This window comes from Mycolicibacterium alvei, assembly GCF_010727325.1.
Taxonomy (GTDB): Bacteria; Actinomycetota; Actinomycetes; order Mycobacteriales; family Mycobacteriaceae; genus Mycobacterium; species Mycobacterium alvei.
On sequence record NZ_AP022565.1, the window covers coordinates 2,674,618 to 2,698,436 of the forward strand.

Here is a 23,819-nt window from a genome sequence, read left to right on the forward strand (position 1 = left end):
GAAGGTTACGGCGAACCGCTAGGAACCCACAGCTACCGGCACGAATGTCGGGTTGGGGTAGTGGCTGCGGTGCTGTGGCGAACGTGCAGGGTTTCGGCGCGATCTCGCAATTCTGGCCGGAAAAGCTGCACGCTCGTCACAGCGTCGCGAATGGGACACAGGAGCTGAACCGGTGGCAAACCCTACGGCCACGTACCCGCACGCGGACCTGGCAGATGGTGTGCTCCGGCCTGCGCAAGGATCTGAGGGTCAGCGAGGGTGATCGAACACAAGCTTCTGCCCAATAACCTCCACCAGCAACATCCACCTCGGTAACGTCGGCAGAGATGCGGAGGGCACTGACGTGTTGATGGCGGCGTTACGCGATCTGCAATGGCGGCGACGAAGATTCCTGATCGCCGCTGTCGGCACCGGCATGGTCTTTGCCATGACGTTGGTGTTGACGGGCCTGGCCCACGGTTTCCGTGTCGAGGCCGAACGCAGTGTCGACGCGCTGGGCCTGGACGCGTTCATGATCAAGGCGGGCGCGGCGGGCCCGTTCCTCGGCTCGGCACCGCTGCCGCTCACCGATGTCCAGCGCGCCGCGCGCCTGCCCGGCGTCACCGCAGCCGTCCCGCTCGTCTACGGCTCCTCGACGATCCCCAACAACGGCACCCCGCGCAACGTGAATGTGTTCGGGGTGCCCGACGCCGGCCCGGGTGCGCCGCCGTTGAAGGACGGCCGGGCCCCGCGCGCGACCGACGAGGTCGCGGTATCGACGACGATGGACCAGCCGATCGGCTCCGATGTCGCGGTCGGGGCGGCGAAACTGCGCATCGTCGGCCTGGTCGACGACCTCACCGCCCTGGCCGCCCAGGACAACATCTACCTGACGGTCCCCGGCGCCCAGCAACTGCTGTTCTCGGGGCAGAAGCTGATCTCCTCGGTCGGCATCGTCGGCACCCCGGGCGCGGCGCCACCGGAGTTCCGCATCGTCGACCGATCCGGCGCCGTCGACGACATGGTGCGCCCACTGCGGGGAGCCAACCAGGCGATGAGCCTGATGGCCGGCCTGCTGTGGGCGGTCGCGGTGTTGATCGTCGGCTCGGTGATCTACCTGTCCGCGCTGGAACGCACGCGCGACTTCGCGGTGTTCAAGGCCGTCGGCGTGGCCAGCCGCTCCATCATGGCCGGCCTGGCGATGCAGGCCGTGACGGTCGCGCTGCTGGCCGCGGTGCTGGGCGCCGGGCTGTCACTGCTGCTCGGACCGCTGTTCCCGATGCGCTGCGACGTGCCCACCGTGGCCTTCGTCGCGCTACCGATCGTGGCTGTCGTGGTCGGCCTGCTGGCCAGTGTGGCCGGGCTGCGCCGCGCCGTGAACGTCGACCCGGCACTGGCATTCCGAGGTCCCTGAGATGGCCGACTTGCTCGTCAAAGACCTCGTCGTGGAGTACTCCAGCGGCGGCTACGCCGTACGCCCGATCGACGGCCTCGACCTCGAAGTCCCCGCCGGATCGCTGTCAATTCTGTTGGGCCCCAGCGGTTGCGGCAAGACGACGCTACTGTCGTGCCTGGGCGGGATCCTCAAACCGACCGCGGGCCGTATCGAGTTCGGCGACATCGACGTGACGACGCTCGACAAGAAAGCGCTCTCGGATTACCGGCGCGACACCGTCGGCATCGTGTTCCAGGCCTTCAACCTGGTGCCCAGCCTCACTGCGCTGGAGAACGTGATGGTGCCGCTGCGCGCCGCGGGCCGGACCCGGCGGGAAGCCCGCCAGCGCGCCACCGAATTGCTCACCCGGGTCAACCTGGAGAGCCGGTTGCACCACCGCCCGGGCGATCTCAGCGGCGGGCAGCAGCAGCGCGTCGCGGTGGCTCGCGCCATCGCCCTCGATCCGCCGCTGATCCTGGCCGACGAGCCGACCGCACACCTGGATTTCATCCAGGTCGAGGAAGTGCTCCGACTCATCCGGGAACTCGCCAGCGGTGAGCACGTCGTCGTCGTCGCCACCCACGACACCCGCATCCTGCCGCTGGCCGACCATGTGGTGGAGCTCGTTCCGCACGTCGCCGTCGAGCATCAGAACACCGAGACCGTTACCATCGAAGCCGGCGAGGTATTGTTCTCCCAGGGCGAGATGGGCGACCTGATCTACATCATCAGCGAGGGCGAGATCGACCTGGTTCGCGAATTATCCAGCGGCGGCGAGGAAGTCATCAAGGTCGTCGGGCCCGGCGACTACTTCGGGGAGATGGGGCCGCTGTTCAGCCTGCCCCGGTCCGCCACCGCGCGCGCAAAGACCGACGCCACCGTCGTCGGCTACACCATCCAGGCGTTCCGGGAACTGCTCGGCCCCACCGGTGCCCGCAATCTCATCGGGCAGCCCGAAACCGAGGACTGACATGACCGAACTCAATACCCGCGTCGCGGTATACCTCGACTTCGACAACATCGTGATCTCCCGCTACGACCAGGTCAACGGCCGCAACTCATTTCAGAAAGACAAAGCCAAAGGCCTGGAACCCGACAAGCTCACCAAGGCCACCGTCGACCTCGGTGCCATCCTCGACTTCGCCTCCTCCTTCGGCACGTTGGTACTCACCCGCGCCTACGCGGACTGGTCGGCCGACCTCAACGCCGGATACCGCGAGCAGCTCGTCGGCCGCGCCGTCGATTTGGTGCAGCTCTTCCCCGCCGCCGCCTACGGCAAGAACGGCGCCGACATCCGGCTGGCTGTCGACACGGTCGAGGACATGTTCCGCCTGCCTGACCTCACCCATGTGGTGATCGTGGCCGGCGACTCCGACTACATCCCGCTTGCCCAGCGGTGTAAACGCCTGGGCCGCTATGTCGTCGGCATCGGGGTGGCCGGATCTTCGAGCCGGGTGCTGGCCGCCGCGTGCGACGAGTTCGTCGTCTACGACTCGCTGCCCGGTGTCCCCACGCTGACACCGGAGCCGGAACCCACGCAGCCGAGGAGAACCCGCAAGAAGGAGGAACCCGACCCTCAGGCCCAGGCCACCGCGCTGCTGACCCGCGCGCTGCAGATCGGCCTGGAGAAAGACGACGTCGAGTGGCTGCACAACTCCGCCGTCAAGGGTCAGATGAAGCGGATGGATCCGTCGTTCAGTGAGAGGTCTTTGGGATTCAAGTCTTTCAGCGACTTCCTGCGGTCACGGACCGATGTCGTCGAGCTGGACGAGAGCTCGACCACGCGCATGGTCAAGTTGCGTTAGCCGACCCCGCGCCACCACCCGCGTGCGTCCTGGTGATGCTCGGCTCCGGATACCCCGCCGCACACACCGCGCGCGACACCGCTTCGCCGACCGCCTTCACCCGCTCCTGCGGCACCAGCACGATGACACAGCCACCGAACCCGCCGCCGGTCATCCGTGCACCGAACGCACCGGCCTGCACCGCTGTTTCAGCGATCAGATCGAGGTGGCCGGTGGTGATCTCGAAGTCGTCGCGCATCGAGGCGTGCGACGCGTTCCACAGTGCGCCGGCGGCCACGAAATCCGCCGATGCCAGCGCGGCAACGCAATCGAGCACCCGCTGGTTCTCGGTCAGCACATGACGTGCCCGCCGGGCATCGACCGGATCTTTCACCGCCGTGAGCGCTGCGGCGACAGACGCCTCACGCAGCGAGGCCACCCCGAGCTCGGCGGCGGCCCGCTCACACGATGCCCGCCGGGCCGCGTACTCGCCGCTGGCGTGCGCGTGCCGGGCCCGGGAGTCGATCAACAGCAGTGCCACGCCGGACGACTCGGGCTCGAAGCGCACCGGTTGCACGGTGACGTCGCGGAAGTCGATCAGCATGGCTTGTCCGGGTTCACCGAACAGCGACGTCAGCTGATCGAGCAGTCCCGTTGGCGCACCGACGTACTCGTTCTCAGCGTGCTGGGCAATCCGCGCCTGATCGACGCGATCCAGTTCGACGTCGGCCGCGGTGAGCAGCGCGCCCAGCACCGCACATTCCAGCGCCGCCGACGACGACAGCCCCGACCCGATCTCCACCTCGCTCGTGATCGTCATCGTCCCGCCCGGCACCGCGATCCCAGTAGTCCGCAGCGCCCACACCACCCCGGCGACATACGCCGCCCACCCGGTGAGCTCCCCCGGCACGGTGTCCAGACCGATCCGCACCGGCCCGTCGCCCAACGAACTCGAAACCTCCAGAGCACGAGATGAATCCGGATCAAAGCTGACAAAGGTCCGCTGCGGCAAGGCAATCGGCAACGCAAGGCCCAGGTTGTAGTCGGTGTGCTCGCCGATCAGATTGATCCGGCCCGGTGCGGAGTAGCTGATCCGCACTAGCGCGGATCCACCTGGTGGGCCCGGCGGAAGCGTTCCAGATAGGCCGGCCAGTCCCAGGTGGACAGGAACTCCGTCGTCGCCGCGTAGCCCTTGTCGTACAGCGTCTCAGCCTCGTTGCGGGTGACGTCGAAGTCCAACACCCCGACGTCGGTCGAATCCACCTGGATCGCACGCACCTTCACCCACGGCAGGCTCAAATGGGCCTGGTCGTGACCGACCAGCAGGGTGGTGAGCAGACTTTCCAGGAAAGAGGGTTCGCCGCAGCGCAGCATCCCCAGCCCCGGGATGAGCTGCTCGGCCGAGGGCGCGGGCAGGTACGGCACCACGGCCGCCCCGAAGGTGGGCCAGCGCGGCTCGGCACCGTCGGGACGGTCGAACGAGTCGATCGGGAAGTTCGACAGCACCCCGCCGTCGACCAGCGTGCACGGTTTTCCGGCAGCGGTGTTCAGCGTGACCGGGTTGAACAGGAACGGGATCGCCATCGAGGCCCGCACCGCGTCGGCGACGAGTTGCTCGTCGGGGTCCAGGCCATAGACACGTCGGTAATCCCAGGGCAGACGCACCAATTGCTGGGTCGTCACGTCGGTCACCGTGGCCACGAACCGGTAGCGACGTTCAGGGAGTAGATGGTCGTCTTTGATCGCCAGGTCGCCGAAAGTCTTGACGCCCAGGTTCTTCAGCTCACTGCGTATCCAGTCGTAGGCGAAATCCCCGCGATAGACACCGGTCTCACGCAGCAGCCCCCACGCCGTCCCCAGCACCGGGATGCGTTCGATCGGCCCGCTGTCGCGGAACTTGCGGTAGGGCACGTCCAAGGCGAGCTCGCGCAGCTGCGCACTGGTCAGGTCGTTGCGTTGCTCGGCGGCCGCCACCACGGCGCCGACCAATGAACCGGCCGAGGTTCCGGAGATCCGCTCGATCGCGTACCCGGCGTCCTTGAGCGCGACGACCGCACCCACCAGGCCGATGCCCTTGACCCCACCGCCGGAAAGCACGAGGTCAGCGCGGTGCGGGGAACGTTTCGCAGCCATACCTCCAGCTTGGCACGCGAGTCTGACGCTCGGCTGGACATCGGGGCGCCGGTTTCCGAGTCCACGCACTTGTCGGTGGCTGTTTGTACGTTCACCTGTTCGCCTGGCGTGGATACCAGGCACCCGACACGAAGGAACCGACATGAGCACTCCCTATCCGCCCGCCCCCATCGAGCTGCACGACTCGATGTTCTCGGGAGGAGTGACCGTGAACCTGACCCCATAGCCTCCTGCCTGAGGACCGCCCCGCTGCCGGGACGGTCCTCAGCCGGGGTGTGGGCCCATGGTGGTCTCCAACCCGATGAGCAGCACGTCGAGGCCGCGGTCAAGTTCGGCTGCGCCGTCGTAGGACCCCAGCGCGGAGGCCAGTGCGCGCACCTGCGGGAACTCCGTGATGGACAGCCGGTGCAGACCCAGCCGCAGCACATCGTCGGACTCCTCTGGCCGTTCGACGACCTCCTGCAACTCGGTGAGGATGTGGCCGTGCAGGTAGCCGAAGAGCATTCGGTAGATGTACAGGGCGTCGGTCCCGCAGAATCCGGCTGCTGTCAACAGCGTCAGGACATCCTCCAGTGGCCGCAGCATCCCCGGCGGACGCCGCCCCAGAGTGGTGGCCAGCGGACGAGTCACCATCAGCGGCACGATATTTGGGTGATCCAGGGCCAACTTACGAAACCTGTGCGCCGCCGTTCGTAGCTGGCCGGCCCAGTCTGGATCGGCGGTGTCGATGCGCAGCTGGCCGATCACCATCTCGGTGACCCCGTCGAGCAACGCGGCCTTGCTGGGCACATGCCGGTAAAGCACGGCAGGATCCCGGCCGACCTCCTCGCTGAGCCGGCGCATCGAGAGGCCATCGACGCCGTCGCGGTCCACCAGTCGCAGTGCAGCCTGCAGGATCACCGAACGGTTTATCTGGCCGTCCACACCACGCCGTGCCGCGGTCGCCTGTTTAGCCATCGTGACGACTCCTCCAAATGGCTGGGAGCGCGAGACTACATCGCACGCCCGCAATGGGTGCCCACATCATTGACAGCATCACCATCTCCCCACCGGCTGTCAACACTGTTGGCATACATCGTTGCGGGTGCAGTGAACCGCGCGTAGGGTCGAGCTATCGGGACCACACAGGCCCCCAAGTCAAAGGGGCCGACCATTTCTGACAAGTCGCCACGGCAGAGCATGACCAAGAAATCAGGGAAGTCGCTCAAGGAGAAACGCGCAGCCAAGCGGGACAACGCACGCGACGCACACTCGACCGAGGAAGTTCTACACCCCAAGAGGCGTTGAGCCGCCGTCAACTCGGCTCGCCAGATAAGCCAGGGGGAAGGAGGGGCCCGGACGTAACCCGTCCGGGCCTTTCTTTGCAAACACGCCCGCAGCCGCGACTCGCGTAGCATCGAATTGCTATGCGGATAGCCATCAGTGGGGCCGGGGTCGCCGGGGCGGCGCTTGCGCACTGGCTGCTCCGCACCGGCCACAGCCCGACGCTGATCGAGCGGGCGCCGGCTTTCCGCACCGGCGGCTACATGATCGACTTCTGGGGTATCGGTTACCGGGTGACCCGAAAGATGGGCATCGAAGCCGCCATCCGCGATGCGGGCTATGACGTGGGATCTGTGCGCTCGCTCGGACCTGACGGCGCGACCCGTGCCGAACTCCGCGTCGACGTGTTCCGTCGCATGGTCGGCAACGACTACACCAGCCTGCCCCGCGGCGACCTGGCCGCCGCGATCTACCGCACGGTCGAGGGTTCCCTGCCGACATTGTTCGACGACAGCATCACCGGCATCGACCAGCGTCCCGACCGGGTCCGGGTGACGTTCGAGAACGCGCCTGCCGACGATTTCGACCTGGTCATCGGCGCCGACGGCCTGCACTCCAACGTGCGCCGCCTGGTGTTCGGGCCCGAGGAGCGCTTCGAGCACTACCTGGGCTGCAAGGTCGCCGCCTGTGTGGTCGACGGCTACCGCGGTGGGACGTCCGATACCTATCTCACGTACAGCGTTCCGGGCCGCCAGATCGGTCAGTTCACCTTGCGCGGCAACCGCACCATGTTCCTGTTCGTGTTCCGCGACGAGCACGACAACCACGGCATGACACCAAAAGAGCAGTTACACAACCAGTTCGATGAGGCCGGATGGGAGTCCCGGCAGATCCTGGCCGCGGTGGACGACGTCGAGGATCTCTTCTTCGACGTGGTCAGCCAGATCCGGATGGACCGCTGGTCCGACGACCGGGTGTTGTTGATCGGTGATGCGGCAGGCTGCATCTCCCTACTCGGCGGCGAGGGCACCGGGCTGGCGATCACCGAGGCGTACGCCCTGGCCGGGGAACTCGCCCGCGCCGGTGACGATCACCGCCGTGCCTTCGAGAGCTACGAGTCGCTGTTGCGGCCGTTCATCGAGAGCAAGCAGGCCGGTGCCGAACGGCTGCTGGGTTTCTTCGCCACCAGGACCCGGTTCGGGTTGTGGTTCCGCGATGTCGCGATGCGCGCGATGAACCTCGGACGCCCGGTGGCGGGGCTGTTCGCCGGCAGTCTGCGCGACAACCTAGACCTGCCCGATTACCGGATCGGCTGACCTTTTTGCCGCCCCGGCTGTGGAGGTGATGTATGAGTTCGAAACCTGGTATCACCGGTAGTACCAGGTTTCGAACTCACATATCACCCGACTCCGCGGGGCAGATGTGACTGGTGTGACCACCCGCGGCAGAACGGCTCGCAACAGCGCCGGACGGCGCCTCCTGCAGCGCCCGCACACAGACCCGCGCCCCGCGGTCCGGTACCAGCGTGACGTGCTTGACCTGCTGTCGTTCGTCCGCGGCGGTCGTGGTGAAAAGATCTACCCGACATAGGATTTCGCGCAGAACCACCCGCAGCTCGACCATCGCGAACGTCGCCCCCAGACAGCGGCGGTTGCCGCCGCCGAACGGGAACCAGGTGGTGGGCCCCAGCGTCACGCCGAGCATGCGGTCCGGGTCGAACCGGTCGGCGTCGGGATACACGTCGTCGCGTTCGTGCACCAGCCCGATGCCCGGGGCCACCATCACCCCGGCCGGCAGCCGGTAGCCGGCCACCTCCACCGGCTGCTTGAGCACGCGGCCCACGTCGAACACCACCGGCCGGATCCGCAGGGTTTCCTTCGCGACGGCGTCGAGGTACTCGTCGTCGCCGGTACGCGCAGCCCGCACCGCCTTGTCGAGCACCGCGGGATGACGGGTCAACCGCTCCAGCGCCCACGACAGCGCGGTCGCGGTGGTCTCATGCCCGGCGGCAAGCAGGGTCATCAGCTGATCGCGCAGCTCACGGTCGGTCATCGTGTGTCCGGCCGTATCGGCGGAACGCACCAGCATGGCCAGCACATCGGTGCGCGTCGCCAGTTCCGGGTCGGCGCGCCGATCGGCAATCTCGGCGTACAACAGCCGGTCGGCCGTCTCGATGTTGCGTTGCAGAGTCCGCCACGGACGCCGGCGCTGAAGACCCGGGCTGGCGATCGCCAGCGTCTCCCACGGGCCGACACTGAGCACCCGGGGCATGACCTCCCGCAACGCGGCCAGCCGGGCCGGATCCGACGCCCCGATGACGGTTCGCAGGATCACCTCGAGGGTGATCTCGGCCATCTTCGGCGCCGCCGCGAAAGGCGTGCCCACCGGCCAGCTCGCGACGTTTTCCGCGGCGATCTGGGCCATGATCTCGGTCTGGCGGGCCACGGCGTCGCGGTGAAACGGCGGCAGCATCTGCCTGCGGCGTTCGCGGTGTTCGTCCTCGTCGATCACCAGCACCGAACTGTCGCCGAGCAGCGTACTGAGTACCGAATTCGCCTCTCCGGCATGAAAGATTGTCGGATCTCCGGCGAAGACCACCTTGATGTCGGCCGGATCCGCCAGGTACACCATCGTGCCCATCGCGGCGATTCGCAGCGTGAATACGTCGCCGTAGCGTCGCCGGCAGGCCGATACGAACCGCGGCCAGTAACGGAGCATCAATCCGGCCTGTATCGCCCGGGGCAGCGGCGGCCCCGGCGGCAGTGACGCGGTACCACCCATAGCCCCACCATACGAGCCGGTGACGGCAAGCCGAAGGCCCGGACGCCGGGTAGCGTCCGGGCCTTGCCTCCCCAAGTCCTACTTGGCGTGGTTGCGCTGGTGGTGGTGATGGGTCGCCGAGCCGGGCTGGGGCATGTTGTGCTGATGGGGAAAGGCCTGATGCGAGCTGACCGACGGCCCGGCGTTCAGGTTGGCGGAATCGGCGTGAGCGGTGGCGGCACCCAGGGCGATCAACGCGGGTGCGGCGGCCAGGGTGACGCCTGCGGCGATGCGGCGGGTGAGGGTGCTCATGTCGACTCCTTTGTCGGATAAAGCTTTTGGTCTGTCATCCGGTGGGTTCCGGCGTTGAAATAAGAATGCGCCGTTCCGACCCGCGGCTGTATCGACCGACCGGCCCATCGACCGGACGAATCCCATGTCCCCCAATCGGGGGAACCAACAGACGCACCGGCGGGCGCCGCTTCTGGCTGCGCCGGTTTCCACCCCCGGGTCGTTGACCGCGAAGACGAGCGACCGTGAGGTAGAAATCGGCGGCAGAGGAACTGGACCGGCGATTACCGGCCGCCCACAACGCAAACGAACGGCCTACGCTGGTCATAGGAGTACGACCATGGCGAGTGGTGCTGTGAATCAAAGGGTCCCGAGGGGAAAACGGCGCAAGACCGGCCGAGCCCCACGGGTGGTGGACACCGCCGCCGTCATCAAAGACACCCTGTTCGCCGACGTCTCCGAGTGGCAACGCCCGGTCGACGACAGTTACCCGTACCAGGTGCTCTCGATCCGGGTCAGCGACGGCACGTACCGAGACCACAATTTCGCGGCCAATTACGCCTGGATGTGCCGCGCCCTGGATTCCGGACGGCTGGTGTTCGGCATCGTGTACACCTACTGCCGGCCCAACTGGCCGGCCAACGCCACCACGGTGCGCGCGATGATCGACGCCAACGGCGGTCTGCACCCGCGTATCGCGCTGATGCTCGACGTCGAGCAGGGCGGTAACCCGCGCGGCGACGGCTCGGATTGGATCAACCTGCTGTACCGGAATCTGGCCGATTACGCCGGCGACCGCGCCCGCATCATCGGCTACGGCAACGTCGGTGATCTGAACAACATGTGGCGCACCAAGCCCAGCGGCATCCGGCTCATCGTCGCCGCGTACGGCAGCAACCCCGACTATCCCGGCAAGGTCGCCCACCAATACACCGACGGCAGCGGGTTCGGTTTCGGACTACCTCAGGGGGCGCCGCCCTTCGGCAACTGCGATATGAACTCCGCCGACGGTCTCACCCCGGTGCAGTTCGCCGCGGCCTGCGGCGTCGCCACCTCACCGCAAGTAGGCACCGACCTGACCTGAATACACTGCACCACAATGGATTACAACTTTGATCCCGGCCACGTTGACACAGCCCCGATAACGGCGTGTACTGGGGGTAGAGGGCGCGCCGCCCGCTGATCGACAGCTTCTCCCTGTTCGACCACCAACGGCACAGGGACTGCAGAAGTGACGTTCCTTTTCGGGATCCCGGTCAGGTGGGTGGCGCCGCTCCGAACAGTGATCGCCACCCCCCATTAGGTAGCGCGAGTGTGAAGATCGTCCGCAGCGTCTGCAGGTACTGGCCGGTGAGCGACCCACTGGCGTAGGGCAGGCCGTACTTCTCACACACGCCGCGCACCCGCAGGCTGATCTCGGGCATGCGATTACTCGGCAGGTCCGGGAACAGATGGTGCTCGATCTGATAGCACAGGTTTCCGCTGGAAAATGCCAGTACCGGACCGGCTTTGAAGTTCGCCGCCCCGAACATCTGCCGCAGATACCACTCGCCGCGGCTCTCCTCGTGCAGCACTTCCGGGCCGAACCTCGCGGCGCCGTCAGGGAAATGACCGCAGAAGATCACCAGATACGCCCACACGTTGCGCAGCACATTGGCGGTCAGGTTCGCGACCAGGGTCCGCTTCCAGCGGCGCAGGCTCAGCGCCGGCAGGACAACGTAGTCTTTGGCGAGTTGGCGGCCTATCTTGGCCCGCAACAGCTGCCGCGCCGCGTTCTTTCCGTCTTCGGTGTCCGCCCGATCTCGAGCGGAGTAGAAGTCGTGTAACGCGATGCCCCACTCGAAGACCACAGCCAACAGCACATTTCGCAGCGGTTGTACCAGGTGCTGAGGTTCCCATTGCTGGTCCCGGCTCATCCGCAGGACGCCGAAGCCGAGGTCATCATCCACGCCCAGCACGTTGCTGAACATGTGATGGTGGTAATTGTGCGAGTAGCGCCACTGCGCCGACGGACCCGCCATGTCCCACTCCCAGGTGGCGGAGTGGATCTCGGGATCGTTCATCCAGTCCCACTGGCCGTGGCCGACGTTATGGCCGATCTCCATGTTTTCCACGGATTTCGAGTAGGCCAACGCGGCCGTCCCCGCCAGCAGGCCGACCTTTGATCGAGTGCCCGCGATCAGCAACCGTGCCGCCACGTCGAGCGTCCGTTGGAACACGATGGTGCGCCGAATGTACGCGGCGTCCCTCGCGCCGAGAGACTTTTCGATGTCACCACGGATGGTGTCGAACTCGGCGCCGATCGTATCGATATCCGCTGCACTCAGCTTCGCGAACACCACAATGTCTCTGACTGTCAGAATCCCCGGTCCGTCTGTGTAGGGCGGCAGTGTCCGGGCCACCTGGGTGTAAGTGCTTTCAGCCTAGGTGGTGATACGGATCCCTGCCACCACAACAGGTCGAGCACCCTGACCGGTACCCATGCTGCACTACGCACGCAATGCTCCCAGCAGTTCGGGCAAAGACACGGTGGCAATGCGGATTGCGGCATCACCGACCCCGAAGGGCAACACCAAGGTGTCGGCGTGCACGAGCGCGCCACAGGAGTACACGACATTGGGGACATAGCCGTCGACTTCATCGTCCGCCGCACTCAGCAGCGGTTCGGTGAGACGACCGAGAATCCGGGTCGGATCGTCCAGGTCGAGCAGGATGGCCCCGATCCGGTAGATGCGCATCGGTCCGACGCCGTGAGTGAGCACCAGCCAACCATCCTCGGTCTCGATGGGTGAACCGCAGTTCCCCAACTGGAGCGCTTCCCAGGGCTGCCTCGGCTGCTGGCACGGCATGGAGCTCGTCCACACCGCCGGGTGGTCCGAATAGGCGATGGTGTTCGATTCCCGATCGGATCTCGACATGGCCGCGAATCGTCCGCGGATCCGGCGCGGAAACAGGGCAAGTCCTTTGTTCGCTGCGGCCTGCCCGACCATCGGCACCGAGGTGAACGACCGGAAATCAGTGGTCGCAAGAAGCTGTTGGCTGATCTGCGAACCGCTGTACGCCGTGTAGGTCGCGTAGAACGTAACCGCGCCGCCGTCGTCGACGAAACGTACGAAGCGCGCGTCTTCCATCCCGGCGGCCTCGGCGCCGGTAGCGGGCCACAGCACACGTTCGGACAGTGCGGTATCGCCGGAGAACTCGACCCCGTACGCGCGATCCGCGATCGCTCGGATCAACTCGATCGTCGCCGCCGCATGCGGTCGGGTGCTGCGATGCCGCTGCAACTGCTCGAGTCGCTCATCCAAGTCGGCACGGGTGAACTGATCACCGAGCGCATCGAGCACGTAGTCGGACGCCTCGCCGCCGCCGTGCAGCCAGGCCAGCTCGCTGCGGAACACATCCGCATCGAGGAGCGTCGGCACCTTCGGACCGACGGAGGCGAACGGTACCGGGTCGTCGACCACGACGCGGCCGGCATCATCGACGGTGCCGGTCCGGAAACCGATCGAAGACCGGTGCCCCTCCCCGATCCCTCGCACGCTCATGACGAATCTGACACTGCCCGTGGCGATTCCGGATTGATCCGGATGCACGACGATGCTGGGGTTGCACAGTGCAGCACCCTCGATCGCGCATTCGTTGGTGAACACCGCGCCGAGCAACAACATTCGAGGATCGGACAGCCTCGAACCGGAAGCCAGCCGGTCGGCCACTTCGGCGGCGTGACGCCGAAACGTATCGGTGAGTCCGCGGTGGCGGTCACCGTAGCTGAGAAGGACATCGTCCAGCACCGCCAGCGTCTGGGCATCATCCAGCTCCAGGATCCGCGTGAGAACCTTGCCCGCCCGGGATTCCTGATGTTCGAAACCCTCTTGGCCCGGAACGAACAGCTGTGTGATCACCCGCGAATGATCAGCTCTCAACCACTGCGGACTGCGCGTGAGTGCCACCGGCCGGATCGACGTCATGGGGTGGTGTGAGAGAAGCGTTGCGCCTGCAGAAAAGTCGAGAGCGCTGCCAGAGTCGACTCGGCACCCTGGTTGCGGTTCACCCCGTCGGCGTGCAACCCGTCGAATCCGGCACCGGTCTCGGGATCCCACATCAGCTCGCCGATATCGTTGACACCCTGAAACCAGGCGGCAGCGGCCCGCACGGTTTCTGGCCAGATGGCGCTCGGATCGACAGCAGCGGCCCGGGCACATGCGTCTGCCAGTGCGGCCACCTCGATCGGTTGCTGGTCGAATCCCGGCCGAGGGTCGTCGATGCCCCAGCCAGCGGCGGGCGTGACCGACAGGTGATCGTCGGCCGTCTCGCGCTCGACCAACCATGCCAGCAGGTCCAGACCCCGGTTGTAGAGCGCCGAGTCGTCGATCGCGACGCCCGCGGCAATCATGGCCTCGGCGAGAACCGCATTGGCGTAGGTGAGTCTCGGTTCGGGCCAGGGCCAGTCCGGGTTTCCGGTGGGGGCAGGGATACCGACTACGTAGTCGGTGATGAGTGAGAGGGCGGCGCTGTGCCCGGGGTGGGCGGAGAGCAGCTCAGCCGCTCCCAGTACGGCGAAGGCCATCGCCCGTGGCCATATCGACCTCTGCTGCGCGGCGCGCGTGAATTGACCGACAGCCATCTGGCGGACCATGCCGACATCACTGTGCGCAGCGGCGGTTCCCAAGCCCCACAGGCAGCGCCCCCAACAGTCCTCCAACGCCGGTTCGTCGACCCACGCGCCGGTACTGTCCATCCGGTTGTGGCAAGCGCCGGTGAGGGTCTGCGCCTCGTTGAGGAAGCGCATCGCCACCCCCGCGAGTCGGTTCAGGTCCCGGTCAGGACCGGGCGCACGTGTGGCGACAACCAGTACGCGCGCCATATCGTCTGTGCAGTAACCATTTTCGACTCTCGGTTCAGCCAGTAAGGCATGTTCGAAGGTTCCGCTGCCGTCCGTCATCCGCAGCAGGTGGTCGAACCGGGGAATCGGCAGTTCGGTCACCGGCGTTTCGATCGATCGGCCAGGATCTGCCGTGCCGTCGACTGGTACGCATTGGCGACGACGGACCACGACATCGTGGGCGCCAACCGACGAGCCTCGGCGGCCATTGCGCCGGCGAGGCGTGGTTGGGTGAGCACGCTGCGCAGAGCGGAGGTGAGCGCCTCCGGATTCCCGTGCTCGACCACGATGCCTGCCCCACTCCCAAGCAGCTCGACGGCATGCGGAAAGGCGGTAGCGACAACGGGCCGCCCATGGGCAACCGCGTCGACCAACACCCCGGAGGTGACCTGCTCGGTCGAGTCGTAGGGCAGCACCACCACGGCCGCGGCCCGGAGCTGTGCACTCAGCGACGACGCGCCGAGGTAGCCGGATTCGAAGTGCACCGAGTCGGCCAGGCCGCTCGACCGCGCCTTCTCGACACAGAAGTCGCGGTATTCCTCGCCATCGGCGGCGAGCACCTTTGGGTGCGTCCGACCGGCCACCAGATACCGTGGTCGGCCGTTGAGCCGATGCAGGTCGCCCATTGAGTCGATGACTCGCTCGATACCCTTTCCCGGTCCGAGCAACCCCCAGGTCAAGAGGGTGGGCCTGCCGCTGCGCTTGGTCTGCGCGGGTGCCGGGACCATCGCTCCGTGCGGGATCGTGGTGACCTTGTGCCGGTCAACGTGGAAGCCGCGACACAACCGTTGGTGGGCCGACTCAGACATGACGACGACCCGGTCCGCCAGCGCCGCCACTACTTCAAGCAGTGAACGCTGGTGGGGCGTCGGATCTTTGAGAACGGTGTGCACGACGACGATCGACGGGATATCGAGGTCACCGAGGATGTCGACAACCTCGTCACCGTCCGATCCCCCGTAGATGCCGTACTCGTGCTGGATGACGGCAATGTCGTTCTGATTGAGCAGATCCGAACTGGCCGCGACCGACCCCGCGGATCCGTTGACCAGCTCTCCGACCACCCGACCGTCGCCAGACGGCGAACCATCGGAGACCCTGACGACACTCACTTCCGCGCCGGTCGCGGACAACCCGACCGTGAGCGCTGCGCTGAATGTCGCCAGACCGCAGGGAGTCGGCGGATATGTGCTGAGGATTCCAACCCTGAGAGGGTCGGGATACGCGCTCACCAGTGGAGGGTCGGGCAAATGCAGAACCGACGGTGCACTCAAGATGAAACCGACATGATCTGAGCTAGAAGCACTTCCGCGGCGGCCGAGACTTCCGACTCGTCAGTGTCTTTCGGCCTCGACGGCCCCATGTCTGCGTGGTTGCCGATTACCCTCGGCTCGGTGATGTGCGTAATGACTGCCCTCGCTTCGGCTCGCGGCCGACATCTCGGGCCACTCCGAGCACATCAAGACCGACGTGAATGAACTGAACCGAATTTCGCGATACCGCAAGAAAACTGATTGCTTTCCGCTAGCGATTGGATCGATTGTGCCTAGTGGCGGGATCCGGGCCAGACCACCAGTCAACGCCGCACCGCAGGTATTGTCAACTGCGCAGACCCCCGTCGGCACCGCCCAACCGGTGGTACGTCCCCGACTCTCGAGGTACTGCTGTGGCCGGTGTGATCACCGGACCCCGAGCAACAGCGAGCGCTACGCTTGACCCCGCCGACCCTATACGATCAGCAAACACGATCAAGGGGGGAGATGGACGTGAAGCGGGCGGAGATAGCGGCCATCGCGGCCATTGCACTGGCAGGTTCTGTCCTCAGCGGCTGCGGCACCAAGCAAACCGAAGACGACACCGGCTCACAGGTCGACGTCCTCGGCAGCATGTTGGCCAGCGAATCAGAACTCAATACGATCCTGGGCACTTCAGGCCTGCGCCCCAAGACCGCGCTGCGTCAGCCCGCCAGGCTCGACGCCGACGAGCGCGCCTCACGCCCGGTGTGCCTGGCCGTCATCGGCAACGCCATGGACGAGCTGTACCGCGACAGCGGATTCCGGCAGTTCCGCGAATCACTGTTCGCCGACGAGGGCGATGACCTCGAAGTCGATCAGGCCGTCACCGCCTTCGATACACCCGCCGCGGCAAAGTCTCTCGTCAACCGCACGGTGGACTCCTGGCGGCAATGCGCCGGTGACACGCTCAAGCTCACCTACACCGGCGACCGTCAGCCCAGCTCGTTCATGCTCGGCAACCCGAGCGTCGTCGACGATGTCGACGTCACCAACGAGCAGACGCCGTCCAGCCCGCAGCAGGGCAGCCGCCGCGCGATCCTGTCCGTGGGCAACCTGGTGGTCGACGTGCGGATCACCGGAACCGACCTCACCGATAACCAGGTGGTACAACTCGCCAAGGCCATCGCGGGGCGCAACGCGGTCTGACTACCCGAGCGCAGTTACTGGAAGGCCCCGTTGATCACCGGTTGGGTGATCATGCCTTTTTCGACACCCCACATCGTCGCGATGGTGCGGTACTCGCCGGTGTCCATCACGTGTTCCAGCGCCAACCGCAACGACTCGGCCAGACCCGACCCCTTGGCCACCGGCCACCCGTAGGGCGCCGAGTCGAACACGTCGCCGGCGGGCTCCAACGCACTGCCGCTGAGCTTGATCGCGAACCCCGTGACGGGTGAATCGGCAGTCATGGCGTCGACCTCGCCGGCGATCAGCGCGGCCGTCACCTCATCCTGATGGGTGCGCACCACCTTCTCGACGGGAGGAAGCCCCGCCGCCACGCAGGCATCCGATTTGGCCGGGATCTCCGCAGTGTCCTGAATCGTGCTGTACGCCACGCCAACTCGCAGCCCGCACGGCGAACCCGGGTCCGCCGACGAGCCGGGCCGCCGCGCCCACAACGTGCCCGCCTGGAAGTAGGTGACGAAGTCGGCCTGCTGCTCGCGCTCGGTCGTGTCGGTGATCGAGGACATGCCGACGTTGAAGTTGCCGTCGTGCACCGACGGCAGGATCCCCTCGAACCCTGTCTCACGGAAGTCGGGCACCAGCCCCATCGTGCGAGCCACCGCCTTCATCAGGTCGATGTCGAAACCGACGATCTCGCCGCTGGAATTCTTGAACTCATTGGGCGCATACGGCACGTTCACCCCGATGACCAACCGGCCGGAGTCACGGATGTCGGACGGCACCGTTCTCGCGATCTCGTCCACCGCACCCGTCGGCGCCTGCACCGGACCGGACCCCGCCGAACCGGCTGCATTGGCCACCCGGTCCGGACCGCTCCCGCGCAGCTGCCACACCCCCACCGCGCACAGGCCGGCCACCAGGACCGTCGCGCCGGCGATCGCAGCCATCTTCTTCGACACTCGCGCCCGGGTCGGAACCCGTTGTGCCGAATGGCGCCCCGACCGTCCGGTGGTACGCACCGGGACCTGCAGCGCGGCCCTTGCCGCCGCCGCCAGCGCCCCGGCACTCTGATAGCGCTTGGACGGTTTCTTCGCCATACCCTTGGCGATCACCTCGTCGAAGGCCGCCAGGCGTGGGTCCTTGTCGGAGGCTCGCGGTGACGGGGAGACCATGTGCCCGGCGATCTGCTGTTCGAGGCTGTCGGACGGGTAGGGCCGTTCCCCGGTGAGGCATTCGTAGAGCACGCACGCCAATGCGTAGATGTCCGAACGCGGATCGACCTTGCCGCCGTCGAACCGCTCCGGCGCCATGTAGGCCAGCGTGCCCAGGGTGCTGCCCGCGGTCGTCATGCCCGAGTCGCCCGCGGTACGGGCCAACCCGAAATCGATCAGGTACACGAAGTCGTTGTCGGCGATCAGGATGTTCGACGGCTTGACGTCCCGATGGATCAGTCCGGCGGCATGCGCCCCGTCCAGCGCCTCGGCCACCTGCTCGACCATCCCGACCACGAAGGCCGGGTCCAGCGGCTTGCCGGTCTTGGTGAGCATGACGCCGAGGTTGCGGCCCTCGATCAACCGCATGTCCAGATAGAGCCGGCCGTCGATCTCGCCGAAACCGTGGATCGGCACCACATGCGGATTGCTCACCCCCGCCGCGGCGTGCGACTCGCGACGGAACCGTTCCTGAAACGTCGAATCCTGCGCCAGGTGCGGCGGTAGAACCTTGAGCGCGACAATGCGGTCGGTGTCGGAATCGTAGGCCTGGTAAACCTCACCCATTCCGCCCCGACCGATCAGCTTCTTCAGCTGATAGTGCCCGAATGGGGTCGAATCCACCCGTTCAACTCCTCCGGACCGGCCAATTCGGCGTCGGCATGTCGATCGAAGCTACATCACGTTGTGTGCCTCTGTCGGCGTAGATCACATCCGGCGAGCAAAAATTGTCGCCCGCGGTGACGGGTGAGACCGATGTGAACTCGTAACGGTCAAGATCACCACCAAATGCCGATATCGGCACGCGATCCCGCTACCTTGGTCGCGGGCTTTGATAGTGCGTCTCGATAACGGCCGGAAAGGGGGAACATGCGCGTCGACGGACGGGATATCGCCGTCACCGGCAGCCTGCTGCAACCCCTGACCCGTCGTACCAACGACATCCTGCGTCTGGCGCTGGCCGCGATCTTCCTGGCCACCGTCATCACCAGCTCGCTGATCACCCGCTACGAGTGGGTGGCGTTGGAGAAGTCGATCTCCGAGATCGTCGGCGTGCTGACCCCCACCCAGTCCAATCTGGTGTACCTCGCGTACGGCATCGCGATCCTGGCCCTGCCGTTCGTGATCCTGGTCAGCCTGGTACTCGGGCGGCAATGGAAACTGCTGGGCGCCTATGCGACCGCGGCCCTGATCACCATCGTTTCGCTGTCGATCACCGCCAACGGCATCGCCGCCCCCAAGTGGCATTTCGACCTGTCCGACCGGCTCGACTCGCAGCTGTCGCAGTTCCTCGACGACCCCCGCTGGATCGGCATGCTCGCCGCGGTGCTCACGGTCTCCGGGCCGTGGCTGTCCCGTCGGCTACGCCGCTGGTGGTGGACGCTGCTGCTGGCGTTCGTCCCCATCCACCTCGTGGTCAGTGCCGTGGTGCCGGCCCGCTCACTGCTGGGGTTGTCCGCGGGCTGGTTCGTCGGCGCCCTGGTGGTGTGGATCGTCGGTACCCCCGCGCTGGAAGTCCCGCTCGACGGCGCGGTGCGCGCACTGGCCCGGCGGGGCTTCGTCGTCTCGGCGTTCACCGTGGTGCGCCCGGCCGGTACCGGCCCGCTGACGCTCGACGCGGCGTCGCTGGATCCGGACTCCAGCGCCGTCGTCGAGCTCTACGGCCCCAACCAACAGAGCGGCGGCGCCGTCCGTCAGGTGTGGCGAAAGCTGCGCCTGCGCTCCAACGAGACCGCGCCCCTGCAGACCTCGATGCGCCGCGCCGTCGAGCACCGGGCCTTGATGGCGATAGCCATCGGCGACCTGGGCCTGGCCAGCACCTCGACCATGTCGATGGCCGCGCTCGACCGCGGCTGGACGCTCTACGCGCACAACCGCAAACGCGGCATCCCGCTGGACCAGTGCACCGACGAGATCACCGTCGGGCGAGTGTGGAACGCGCTGCGCACCCTGCACGACCACCAGATCTCCCACGGCGATCTCCACAGCAAGGAGATCACCGTCGACGAGGGCGCCGTGCTGTTCGGCGGGTTCGGCAGCGCCGAATACGGCGCCACCGACGCCCAGTTGCAGTCCGACATCGCCCAACTGCTCGTCACCACGACGGCGCTGTACACCCCGGAATCTGCGGTGACCGCGGCGATCGAGGCGTTCGGCCGCGACACCGTGCTGACCGCGTCACGCCGCCTGACCAAGGCCGCGGTGCCGTCCCGGGTCCGTGACGCTGTTCCCGACGCCAAGGCCGTGATGGCCGCAGCCCGCGACGAGGTGAAACGCCAGACGGGTGCCGACCAGATCCAGACCGAGACCATCACGCGGTTCACCCGAAACCAGGTGATCCAGCTGGTGTTGTTGGGCGCCCTGGTCTATGTGGCCTACCCGTTCATCAGCACCGTGCCGACGTTCTTCTCCGAACTGCGCACCGTGAACTGGTCATGGGCCGCACTCGGGCTGACCGTCTCGGCGCTGACCTATGTCGGCGCGGCCGCCGCACTGTGGGCCTGCGCCGACGGGCTGGTGAGTTTCCGCAACCTCTCGATCATGCAGGTGGCCAATACCTTTGCCGCCACCACCACGCCCGCAGGCGTCGGCGGGCTGGCATTGAGCACCCGGTTCCTGCAGAAGGGCGGGCTGAGCACGACACGCGCCACCGCCGCGGTGGCCCTGCAACAGTCGGTGCAGGTGATCGTGCACGTGTTCCTGCTGATCCTGTTCAGTACCGCGGCCGGCGCGTCGGCCGACCTGTCGCACTTCGTGCCGAGTTCCACGATCCTGTATCTCATCGCCGGGCTCGCGCTCGGACTCATCGGCGCGTTCCTGGCCGTGCCGAAGCTGCGACGCTGGCTCGCATCCTCGGTGCGGCCCAAACTCGAAGAGGTCACCGCCGACCTGGTCAAACTGGCCCGCGAACCCCAACGGCTCGCCTTGATCGTGCTGGGCGCGGCGGGCACCACTCTCGGTGCGGCCCTGGCACTGTGGGCCAGTGTCGAGGCGTTCGGCGGCACCACCTCATTCGTCACCGTCACGGTCGTGACGATGGTCGGCGGCACCCTGGCCTCGGCAGCCCCCACCCCCGGCGGTGTCGGCGCCGTCGAGGCGGCCCTGATCGGTGGTCTGGCGGCATTCGGTGTCCCCGCCGCGATCGCGGTGCCCGCGGTCCTGCTCTACCGGGTGCTGACCTGCTGGCTGCCGGTGTTCATCGGCTGGCCGGTGATGCGTTGGCTGACGAAGAACGACATGATCTGAGCCGGGTGCCGGCGTGGCGTCGGCGTGTCGCGGCCGGCGAGCACATACCGACCTGCCCGCCTGTGAGCGACAACTCAGCGACAATCGCCACATGCATACCGTGAGCACCGTTGGTCACGTGTGCGATGTGAACTTGCGTCACTCAAATGCGCATTGGCCTCGTAAGCAACGGAATTCGGGTTGCCCAGCTGTCAGCGACAGTGTCGCTGACAGCTGGGCACTGGACGGGTGGGACTGATGAGGCCCATGGCACTGGATTGGCGAAAACGCTCAGCGACAATGGGTTTGACGAGACAAGAGCTACTGGTGTTGCGATTGTCGCTGAAAAGTCGCTAACAGGCGGGCACATCGGCCATCGGTCCGAACCGGCTAAATCGGCATGCGATACCCGAAGTACTCGTGGTCCTCGTTGTATCCGCCACGGCCCCAACCGACCTCGCGGAAATCGGCCACGAATTCGACGGCCTCGATCCACTTGACCTGCTTAAAGCCGAGCTCCAACTCGTTGCGTAGTCGCAGCGGCGCGCCGTGAGCCTCGCTGAGCGGTTCTCCGTTCATCTCGTAGGCCAGCAGTGCCATCGGTTCACGCATGTGCTCGATCCGGTGGCAGTCGTAGTAACGCCCATGACCGGGTTCGGCCCCGTCGGCAAGCGAGTAGAACACCACCCACTTCGCCTCCGGTAGCGGCTGCACCAACGCCAGGATGTCGGTCATCCGGACACCGCCCCACTTGGCCACCCCCGACCAGCCCTGGATGCAGTAGTGCTGGGTGATCTGCTCATGTTTGGGCAGTGCCAACAACTCTGCGTAGGAAAACTCGACCGGGTTGGCCACCAGCCCCGCCACCCGCAGCGTGTACTGCGACCAGCCGCCGTCCTGCAGCCGGCGGTACTGGTCGCTGTCGGGCAGTCGGCCGTTGGCCCAGAAGTACGGGGTGATGTCCTTGTCCCGGTACGTCGCCCGCGGATGGGTCCGTTCCATCCAGGCCTTGGCCCAGCCGACAGTGACCCGCCCCACGTTATGCACCAGCCGCGGATAGCGCAGCGTCAAAGGTGTTGCGACCAGCCACAACCCGATCACAATCAACCCAGCCACGCCGAAAACGACCAGCGCCCAGAGAGACCGGGTGTCACTGCCGAGGGTGATGTGGTTGAGATTGGTCAACGCGCCGGTGCTGAGCACCATGGTGACGTGGACGACGATGAAGCCGACCATCCACAGCCACACCACGAAATGCACGGTGCGGGCGACCTGGCGATTGAGCGGTCCACGGCCCGTGCCGAACCTCGCGGCCACGGCCGGCGCCTGCAGCAGGCCGGTGAGGAACGCGAGCGGCGCCGCAACGAAGACCGTGATGAAGTACGCCAGCACCTGCAGGCCGTTGTAGACGGTGAAGCCCTGGTTCAGAGGGAAATTCAGCGATGCGTACTGCACCGCGGCCGAGAGTGCGTTGGGAAAGACATCCCACGATTGCGGCACGATCCGCTGCCACTGCCCGGTGCTGAACAGCAGCACGTAGAACACCGCTCCGTTCACCAACCACAACAGGTCGAAGCCGAAGTGCCACCACCGGGCCAGCCCGATCGAGTGACGAATACCCGGAATTCCCAACCACTTCGGCAGGCCCACCGCGTCGTCCTTGGACGTCCACAACCGTGGCGCGTCGTCCTTGTCCAGCCGATCGCCGGGCACCTCGCCGCGCAACCGGAGCCACTCCGTGCCCGGCCGGCAGCCCGAGTTCATATACAGCCGCGGATGGTCGGCCAGGATCTGCAACCCGGAGCGCAGGATGAACATCATGAAGACGATGTTGAAGAAATGCTGCCAGCGCAGCCACGCCGGAAAACCAGCGGTGACCGCGGGCGCATAGCTGGTCGACGTGCCCGGATAGCGGGTCAGGAAGTCCTGCATCCAGCCGTACTGCCGGAGTCGCTGAGCCACCGCGATCACGACGACCAATGCGACAGCACCGAGAAGCACCAGCCACAATCCGTTGACCCAGTGCCGGCCGAACCGCACCGACGGGAACCGGGCAGGTGCCTGGGGGATGCCGCCGGCGAACCGCCGTTCATCGACACGTTCGCGCAGCGCCCCAGCCGGTCGATCACTGTCCAGCAACGCCCCCAACTGGTTGTCGACGGCCATGCCCCGACCTCCTCATCACCGCGCGCATCACAGGATCCACGGGAAGTTCCCGTACATCGGGAAATTGTTGACGAACGGCGGAGCATCGTTGATCTGCGCGTTGCCGGGTGAGATGCACTCACTACCGACGTTGGTGGTGGTACACGACTGCGGAGCCGGCTCGATGTGCTGACTGCCGGTCGGTACCGGTACGGCTCCCGCGAGGGGCGCCAAGATGAGCGACACCGCGACACCGGCCGTGGCCAGCGCGGCGGCAGGAACTATTCGCAT

Annotated in this window: 19 protein-coding genes; 7 read left to right on the forward strand and 12 right to left on the reverse strand. The window is 66.2% G+C overall.

Features of this window, described 5'->3' with window-relative positions:
• Nucleotides 1–343: 343 nt before the first annotated feature.
• Genes G6N44_RS12810 through G6N44_RS12820 form a run of 3 tightly spaced genes read left to right on the forward strand, consistent with a single transcriptional unit; the run spans nucleotide 344 to nucleotide 3,219 of the window.
• Nucleotides 344–1,393, forward strand: a complete 1,050-nt coding sequence (locus G6N44_RS12810; RefSeq protein WP_163664485.1) for an ABC transporter permease — start codon at nucleotides 344–346, stop codon at nucleotides 1,391–1,393.
• A gap of 1 nt (nucleotide 1,394) precedes the next feature.
• Nucleotides 1,395–2,384 (forward strand): ABC transporter ATP-binding protein, encoded by a 990-nt coding sequence (locus tag G6N44_RS12815; protein ID WP_163664488.1) that lies wholly within the window; start codon nucleotides 1,395–1,397, stop codon nucleotides 2,382–2,384.
• Between the two features lies 1 nt (nucleotide 2,385).
• Nucleotides 2,386–3,219: an NYN domain-containing protein gene (locus G6N44_RS12820; protein WP_163664490.1), complete on the forward strand. Its 834-nt coding sequence runs from the start codon at nucleotides 2,386–2,388 to the stop codon at nucleotides 3,217–3,219.
• Here G6N44_RS12820 and G6N44_RS12825 read toward each other — a convergent pair.
• From G6N44_RS12825 to G6N44_RS12835, 3 genes are all read right to left on the reverse strand, one after another.
• Complete coding sequence (locus tag G6N44_RS12825) at nucleotides 3,206–4,297, reverse strand: galactokinase (protein WP_163664492.1); 1,092 nt, start codon at nucleotides 4,295–4,297, stop codon at nucleotides 3,206–3,208. The genes G6N44_RS12820 and G6N44_RS12825 overlap by 14 nt on opposite strands.
• Complete coding sequence (locus tag G6N44_RS12830; RefSeq protein ID WP_163664494.1) at nucleotides 4,297–5,331, reverse strand: patatin-like phospholipase family protein; 1,035 nt, start codon at nucleotides 5,329–5,331, stop codon at nucleotides 4,297–4,299. The genes G6N44_RS12825 and G6N44_RS12830 overlap by 1 nt, the downstream gene beginning before the upstream one ends.
• Before the next feature lie 264 nt (nucleotides 5,332–5,595).
• Nucleotides 5,596–6,288 carry a TetR/AcrR family transcriptional regulator C-terminal domain-containing protein gene (locus G6N44_RS12835; RefSeq protein WP_163664496.1) on the reverse strand — a complete coding sequence of 231 codons (693 nt, stop codon included), beginning with the start codon at nucleotides 6,286–6,288 and terminating at the stop codon, nucleotides 5,596–5,598.
• Nucleotides 6,289–6,737: 449 nt separating this feature from the next.
• On the opposite strand from G6N44_RS12835, the gene G6N44_RS12840 reads away from it, so the two are divergent.
• Complete coding sequence (locus G6N44_RS12840) at nucleotides 6,738–7,910, forward strand: FAD-binding domain (protein WP_163664498.1); 1,173 nt, start codon at nucleotides 6,738–6,740, stop codon at nucleotides 7,908–7,910.
• Nucleotides 7,911–7,986: 76 nt separating this feature from the next.
• Here the strand turns inward: G6N44_RS12840 and G6N44_RS12845 are convergent, their stop codons facing one another.
• Complete coding sequence (locus G6N44_RS12845; protein ID WP_163664500.1) at nucleotides 7,987–9,375, reverse strand: cytochrome P450; 1,389 nt, start codon at nucleotides 9,373–9,375, stop codon at nucleotides 7,987–7,989.
• A 78-nt stretch (nucleotides 9,376–9,453) separates the two neighbouring features.
• Complete coding sequence (locus G6N44_RS12850; RefSeq protein ID WP_163664502.1) at nucleotides 9,454–9,666, reverse strand: hypothetical protein; 213 nt, start codon at nucleotides 9,664–9,666, stop codon at nucleotides 9,454–9,456.
• Nucleotides 9,667–10,054: 388 nt separating this feature from the next.
• On the opposite strand from G6N44_RS12850, the gene G6N44_RS12855 reads away from it, so the two are divergent.
• Entirely contained in the window at nucleotides 10,055–10,729 is a 675-nt protein-coding gene (locus G6N44_RS12855; RefSeq protein ID WP_235683019.1) for a glycoside hydrolase family 25 domain-containing protein, read from the forward strand.
• 172 nt (nucleotides 10,730–10,901) lie between these two features.
• Here G6N44_RS12855 and G6N44_RS12860 read toward each other — a convergent pair whose 3' ends face one another.
• The 4 genes from G6N44_RS12860 to G6N44_RS12875 all read right to left on the reverse strand — a co-directional run bounded on the left by G6N44_RS12860 (nucleotide 10,902) and on the right by G6N44_RS12875 (nucleotide 15,759).
• Nucleotides 10,902–12,005 (reverse strand): fatty acid desaturase family protein, encoded by a 1,104-nt coding sequence (locus G6N44_RS12860; RefSeq protein ID WP_163669886.1) that lies wholly within the window; start codon nucleotides 12,003–12,005, stop codon nucleotides 10,902–10,904.
• Nucleotides 12,006–12,134: 129 nt separating this feature from the next.
• Entirely contained in the window at nucleotides 12,135–13,613 is a 1,479-nt protein-coding gene (locus G6N44_RS12865; RefSeq protein WP_163664504.1) for a glycoside hydrolase family 130 protein, read from the reverse strand.
• Complete coding sequence (locus G6N44_RS12870) at nucleotides 13,610–14,587, reverse strand: glycosyltransferase (RefSeq protein ID WP_163669887.1); 978 nt, start codon at nucleotides 14,585–14,587, stop codon at nucleotides 13,610–13,612. Before G6N44_RS12870 ends, G6N44_RS12865 begins: the two co-directional genes overlap by 4 nt.
• 38 nt (nucleotides 14,588–14,625) lie before the next feature.
• On the reverse strand, nucleotides 14,626–15,759 hold the full coding sequence (locus G6N44_RS12875) for a glycosyltransferase (RefSeq protein ID WP_235683020.1): 1,134 nt from the start codon (nucleotides 15,757–15,759) through the stop codon (nucleotides 14,626–14,628).
• A 534-nt stretch (nucleotides 15,760–16,293) separates the two neighbouring features.
• On the opposite strand from G6N44_RS12875, the gene G6N44_RS12880 reads away from it, so the two are divergent.
• Nucleotides 16,294–16,968, forward strand: a complete 675-nt coding sequence (locus tag G6N44_RS12880; protein ID WP_235683021.1) for a sensor domain-containing protein — start codon at nucleotides 16,294–16,296, stop codon at nucleotides 16,966–16,968.
• A gap of 14 nt (nucleotides 16,969–16,982) precedes the next feature.
• Here G6N44_RS12880 and stpK7 read toward each other — a convergent pair whose 3' ends face one another.
• Nucleotides 16,983–18,782 carry a serine/threonine protein kinase StpK7 gene (gene stpK7, locus G6N44_RS12885; RefSeq protein ID WP_163664511.1) on the reverse strand — a complete coding sequence of 600 codons (1,800 nt, stop codon included), beginning with the start codon at nucleotides 18,780–18,782 and terminating at the stop codon, nucleotides 16,983–16,985.
• Nucleotides 18,783–19,028: 246 nt separating this feature from the next.
• Between stpK7 and G6N44_RS12890 the strand changes: the two genes are divergently transcribed.
• Complete coding sequence (locus tag G6N44_RS12890; RefSeq protein ID WP_163664513.1) at nucleotides 19,029–21,404, forward strand: lysylphosphatidylglycerol synthase transmembrane domain-containing protein; 2,376 nt, start codon at nucleotides 19,029–19,031, stop codon at nucleotides 21,402–21,404.
• Between the two features lie 369 nt (nucleotides 21,405–21,773).
• On the opposite strand, the gene G6N44_RS12895 is transcribed toward G6N44_RS12890, so the two are convergent.
• On the reverse strand, nucleotides 21,774–23,549 hold the full coding sequence (locus G6N44_RS12895; RefSeq protein WP_163664515.1) for a molybdopterin-dependent oxidoreductase: 1,776 nt from the start codon (nucleotides 23,547–23,549) through the stop codon (nucleotides 21,774–21,776).
• Between the two features lie 27 nt (nucleotides 23,550–23,576).
• Complete coding sequence (locus G6N44_RS12900; protein ID WP_163664517.1) at nucleotides 23,577–23,819, reverse strand: hypothetical protein; 243 nt, start codon at nucleotides 23,817–23,819, stop codon at nucleotides 23,577–23,579.

Coding starts and splice junctions, on each gene's coding strand:
- G6N44_RS12815 (WP_163664488.1), top strand. CDS start 1,395: ATGGCCGACTTGCTCGTCAAAGACCTCGTCGTGGAGTACTCCAGCGGC.
- G6N44_RS12820 (WP_163664490.1), top strand. CDS start 2,386: ATGACCGAACTCAATACCCGCGTCGCGGTATACCTCGACTTCGACAAC.
- G6N44_RS12830 (WP_163664494.1), bottom strand. CDS start 5,331: ATGGCTGCGAAACGTTCCCCGCACCGCGCTGACCTCGTGCTTTCCGGC.
- G6N44_RS12835 (WP_163664496.1), bottom strand. CDS start 6,288: ATGGCTAAACAGGCGACCGCGGCACGGCGTGGTGTGGACGGCCAGATA.
- G6N44_RS12840 (WP_163664498.1), top strand. CDS start 6,738: ATGCGGATAGCCATCAGTGGGGCCGGGGTCGCCGGGGCGGCGCTTGCG.
- G6N44_RS12845 (WP_163664500.1), bottom strand. CDS start 9,375: ATGGGTGGTACCGCGTCACTGCCGCCGGGGCCGCCGCTGCCCCGGGCG.
- G6N44_RS12850 (WP_163664502.1), bottom strand. CDS start 9,666: ATGAGCACCCTCACCCGCCGCATCGCCGCAGGCGTCACCCTGGCCGCC.
- G6N44_RS12865 (WP_163664504.1), bottom strand. CDS start 13,613: ATGACGTCGATCCGGCCGGTGGCACTCACGCGCAGTCCGCAGTGGTTG.
- G6N44_RS12870 (WP_163669887.1), bottom strand. CDS start 14,587: ATGACGGACGGCAGCGGAACCTTCGAACATGCCTTACTGGCTGAACCG.
- G6N44_RS12890 (WP_163664513.1), top strand. CDS start 19,029: ATGCGCGTCGACGGACGGGATATCGCCGTCACCGGCAGCCTGCTGCAA.
- G6N44_RS12895 (WP_163664515.1), bottom strand. CDS start 23,549: ATGGCCGTCGACAACCAGTTGGGGGCGTTGCTGGACAGTGATCGACCG.
- G6N44_RS12900 (WP_163664517.1), bottom strand. CDS start 23,819: ATGCGAATAGTTCCTGCCGCCGCGCTGGCCACGGCCGGTGTCGCGGTG.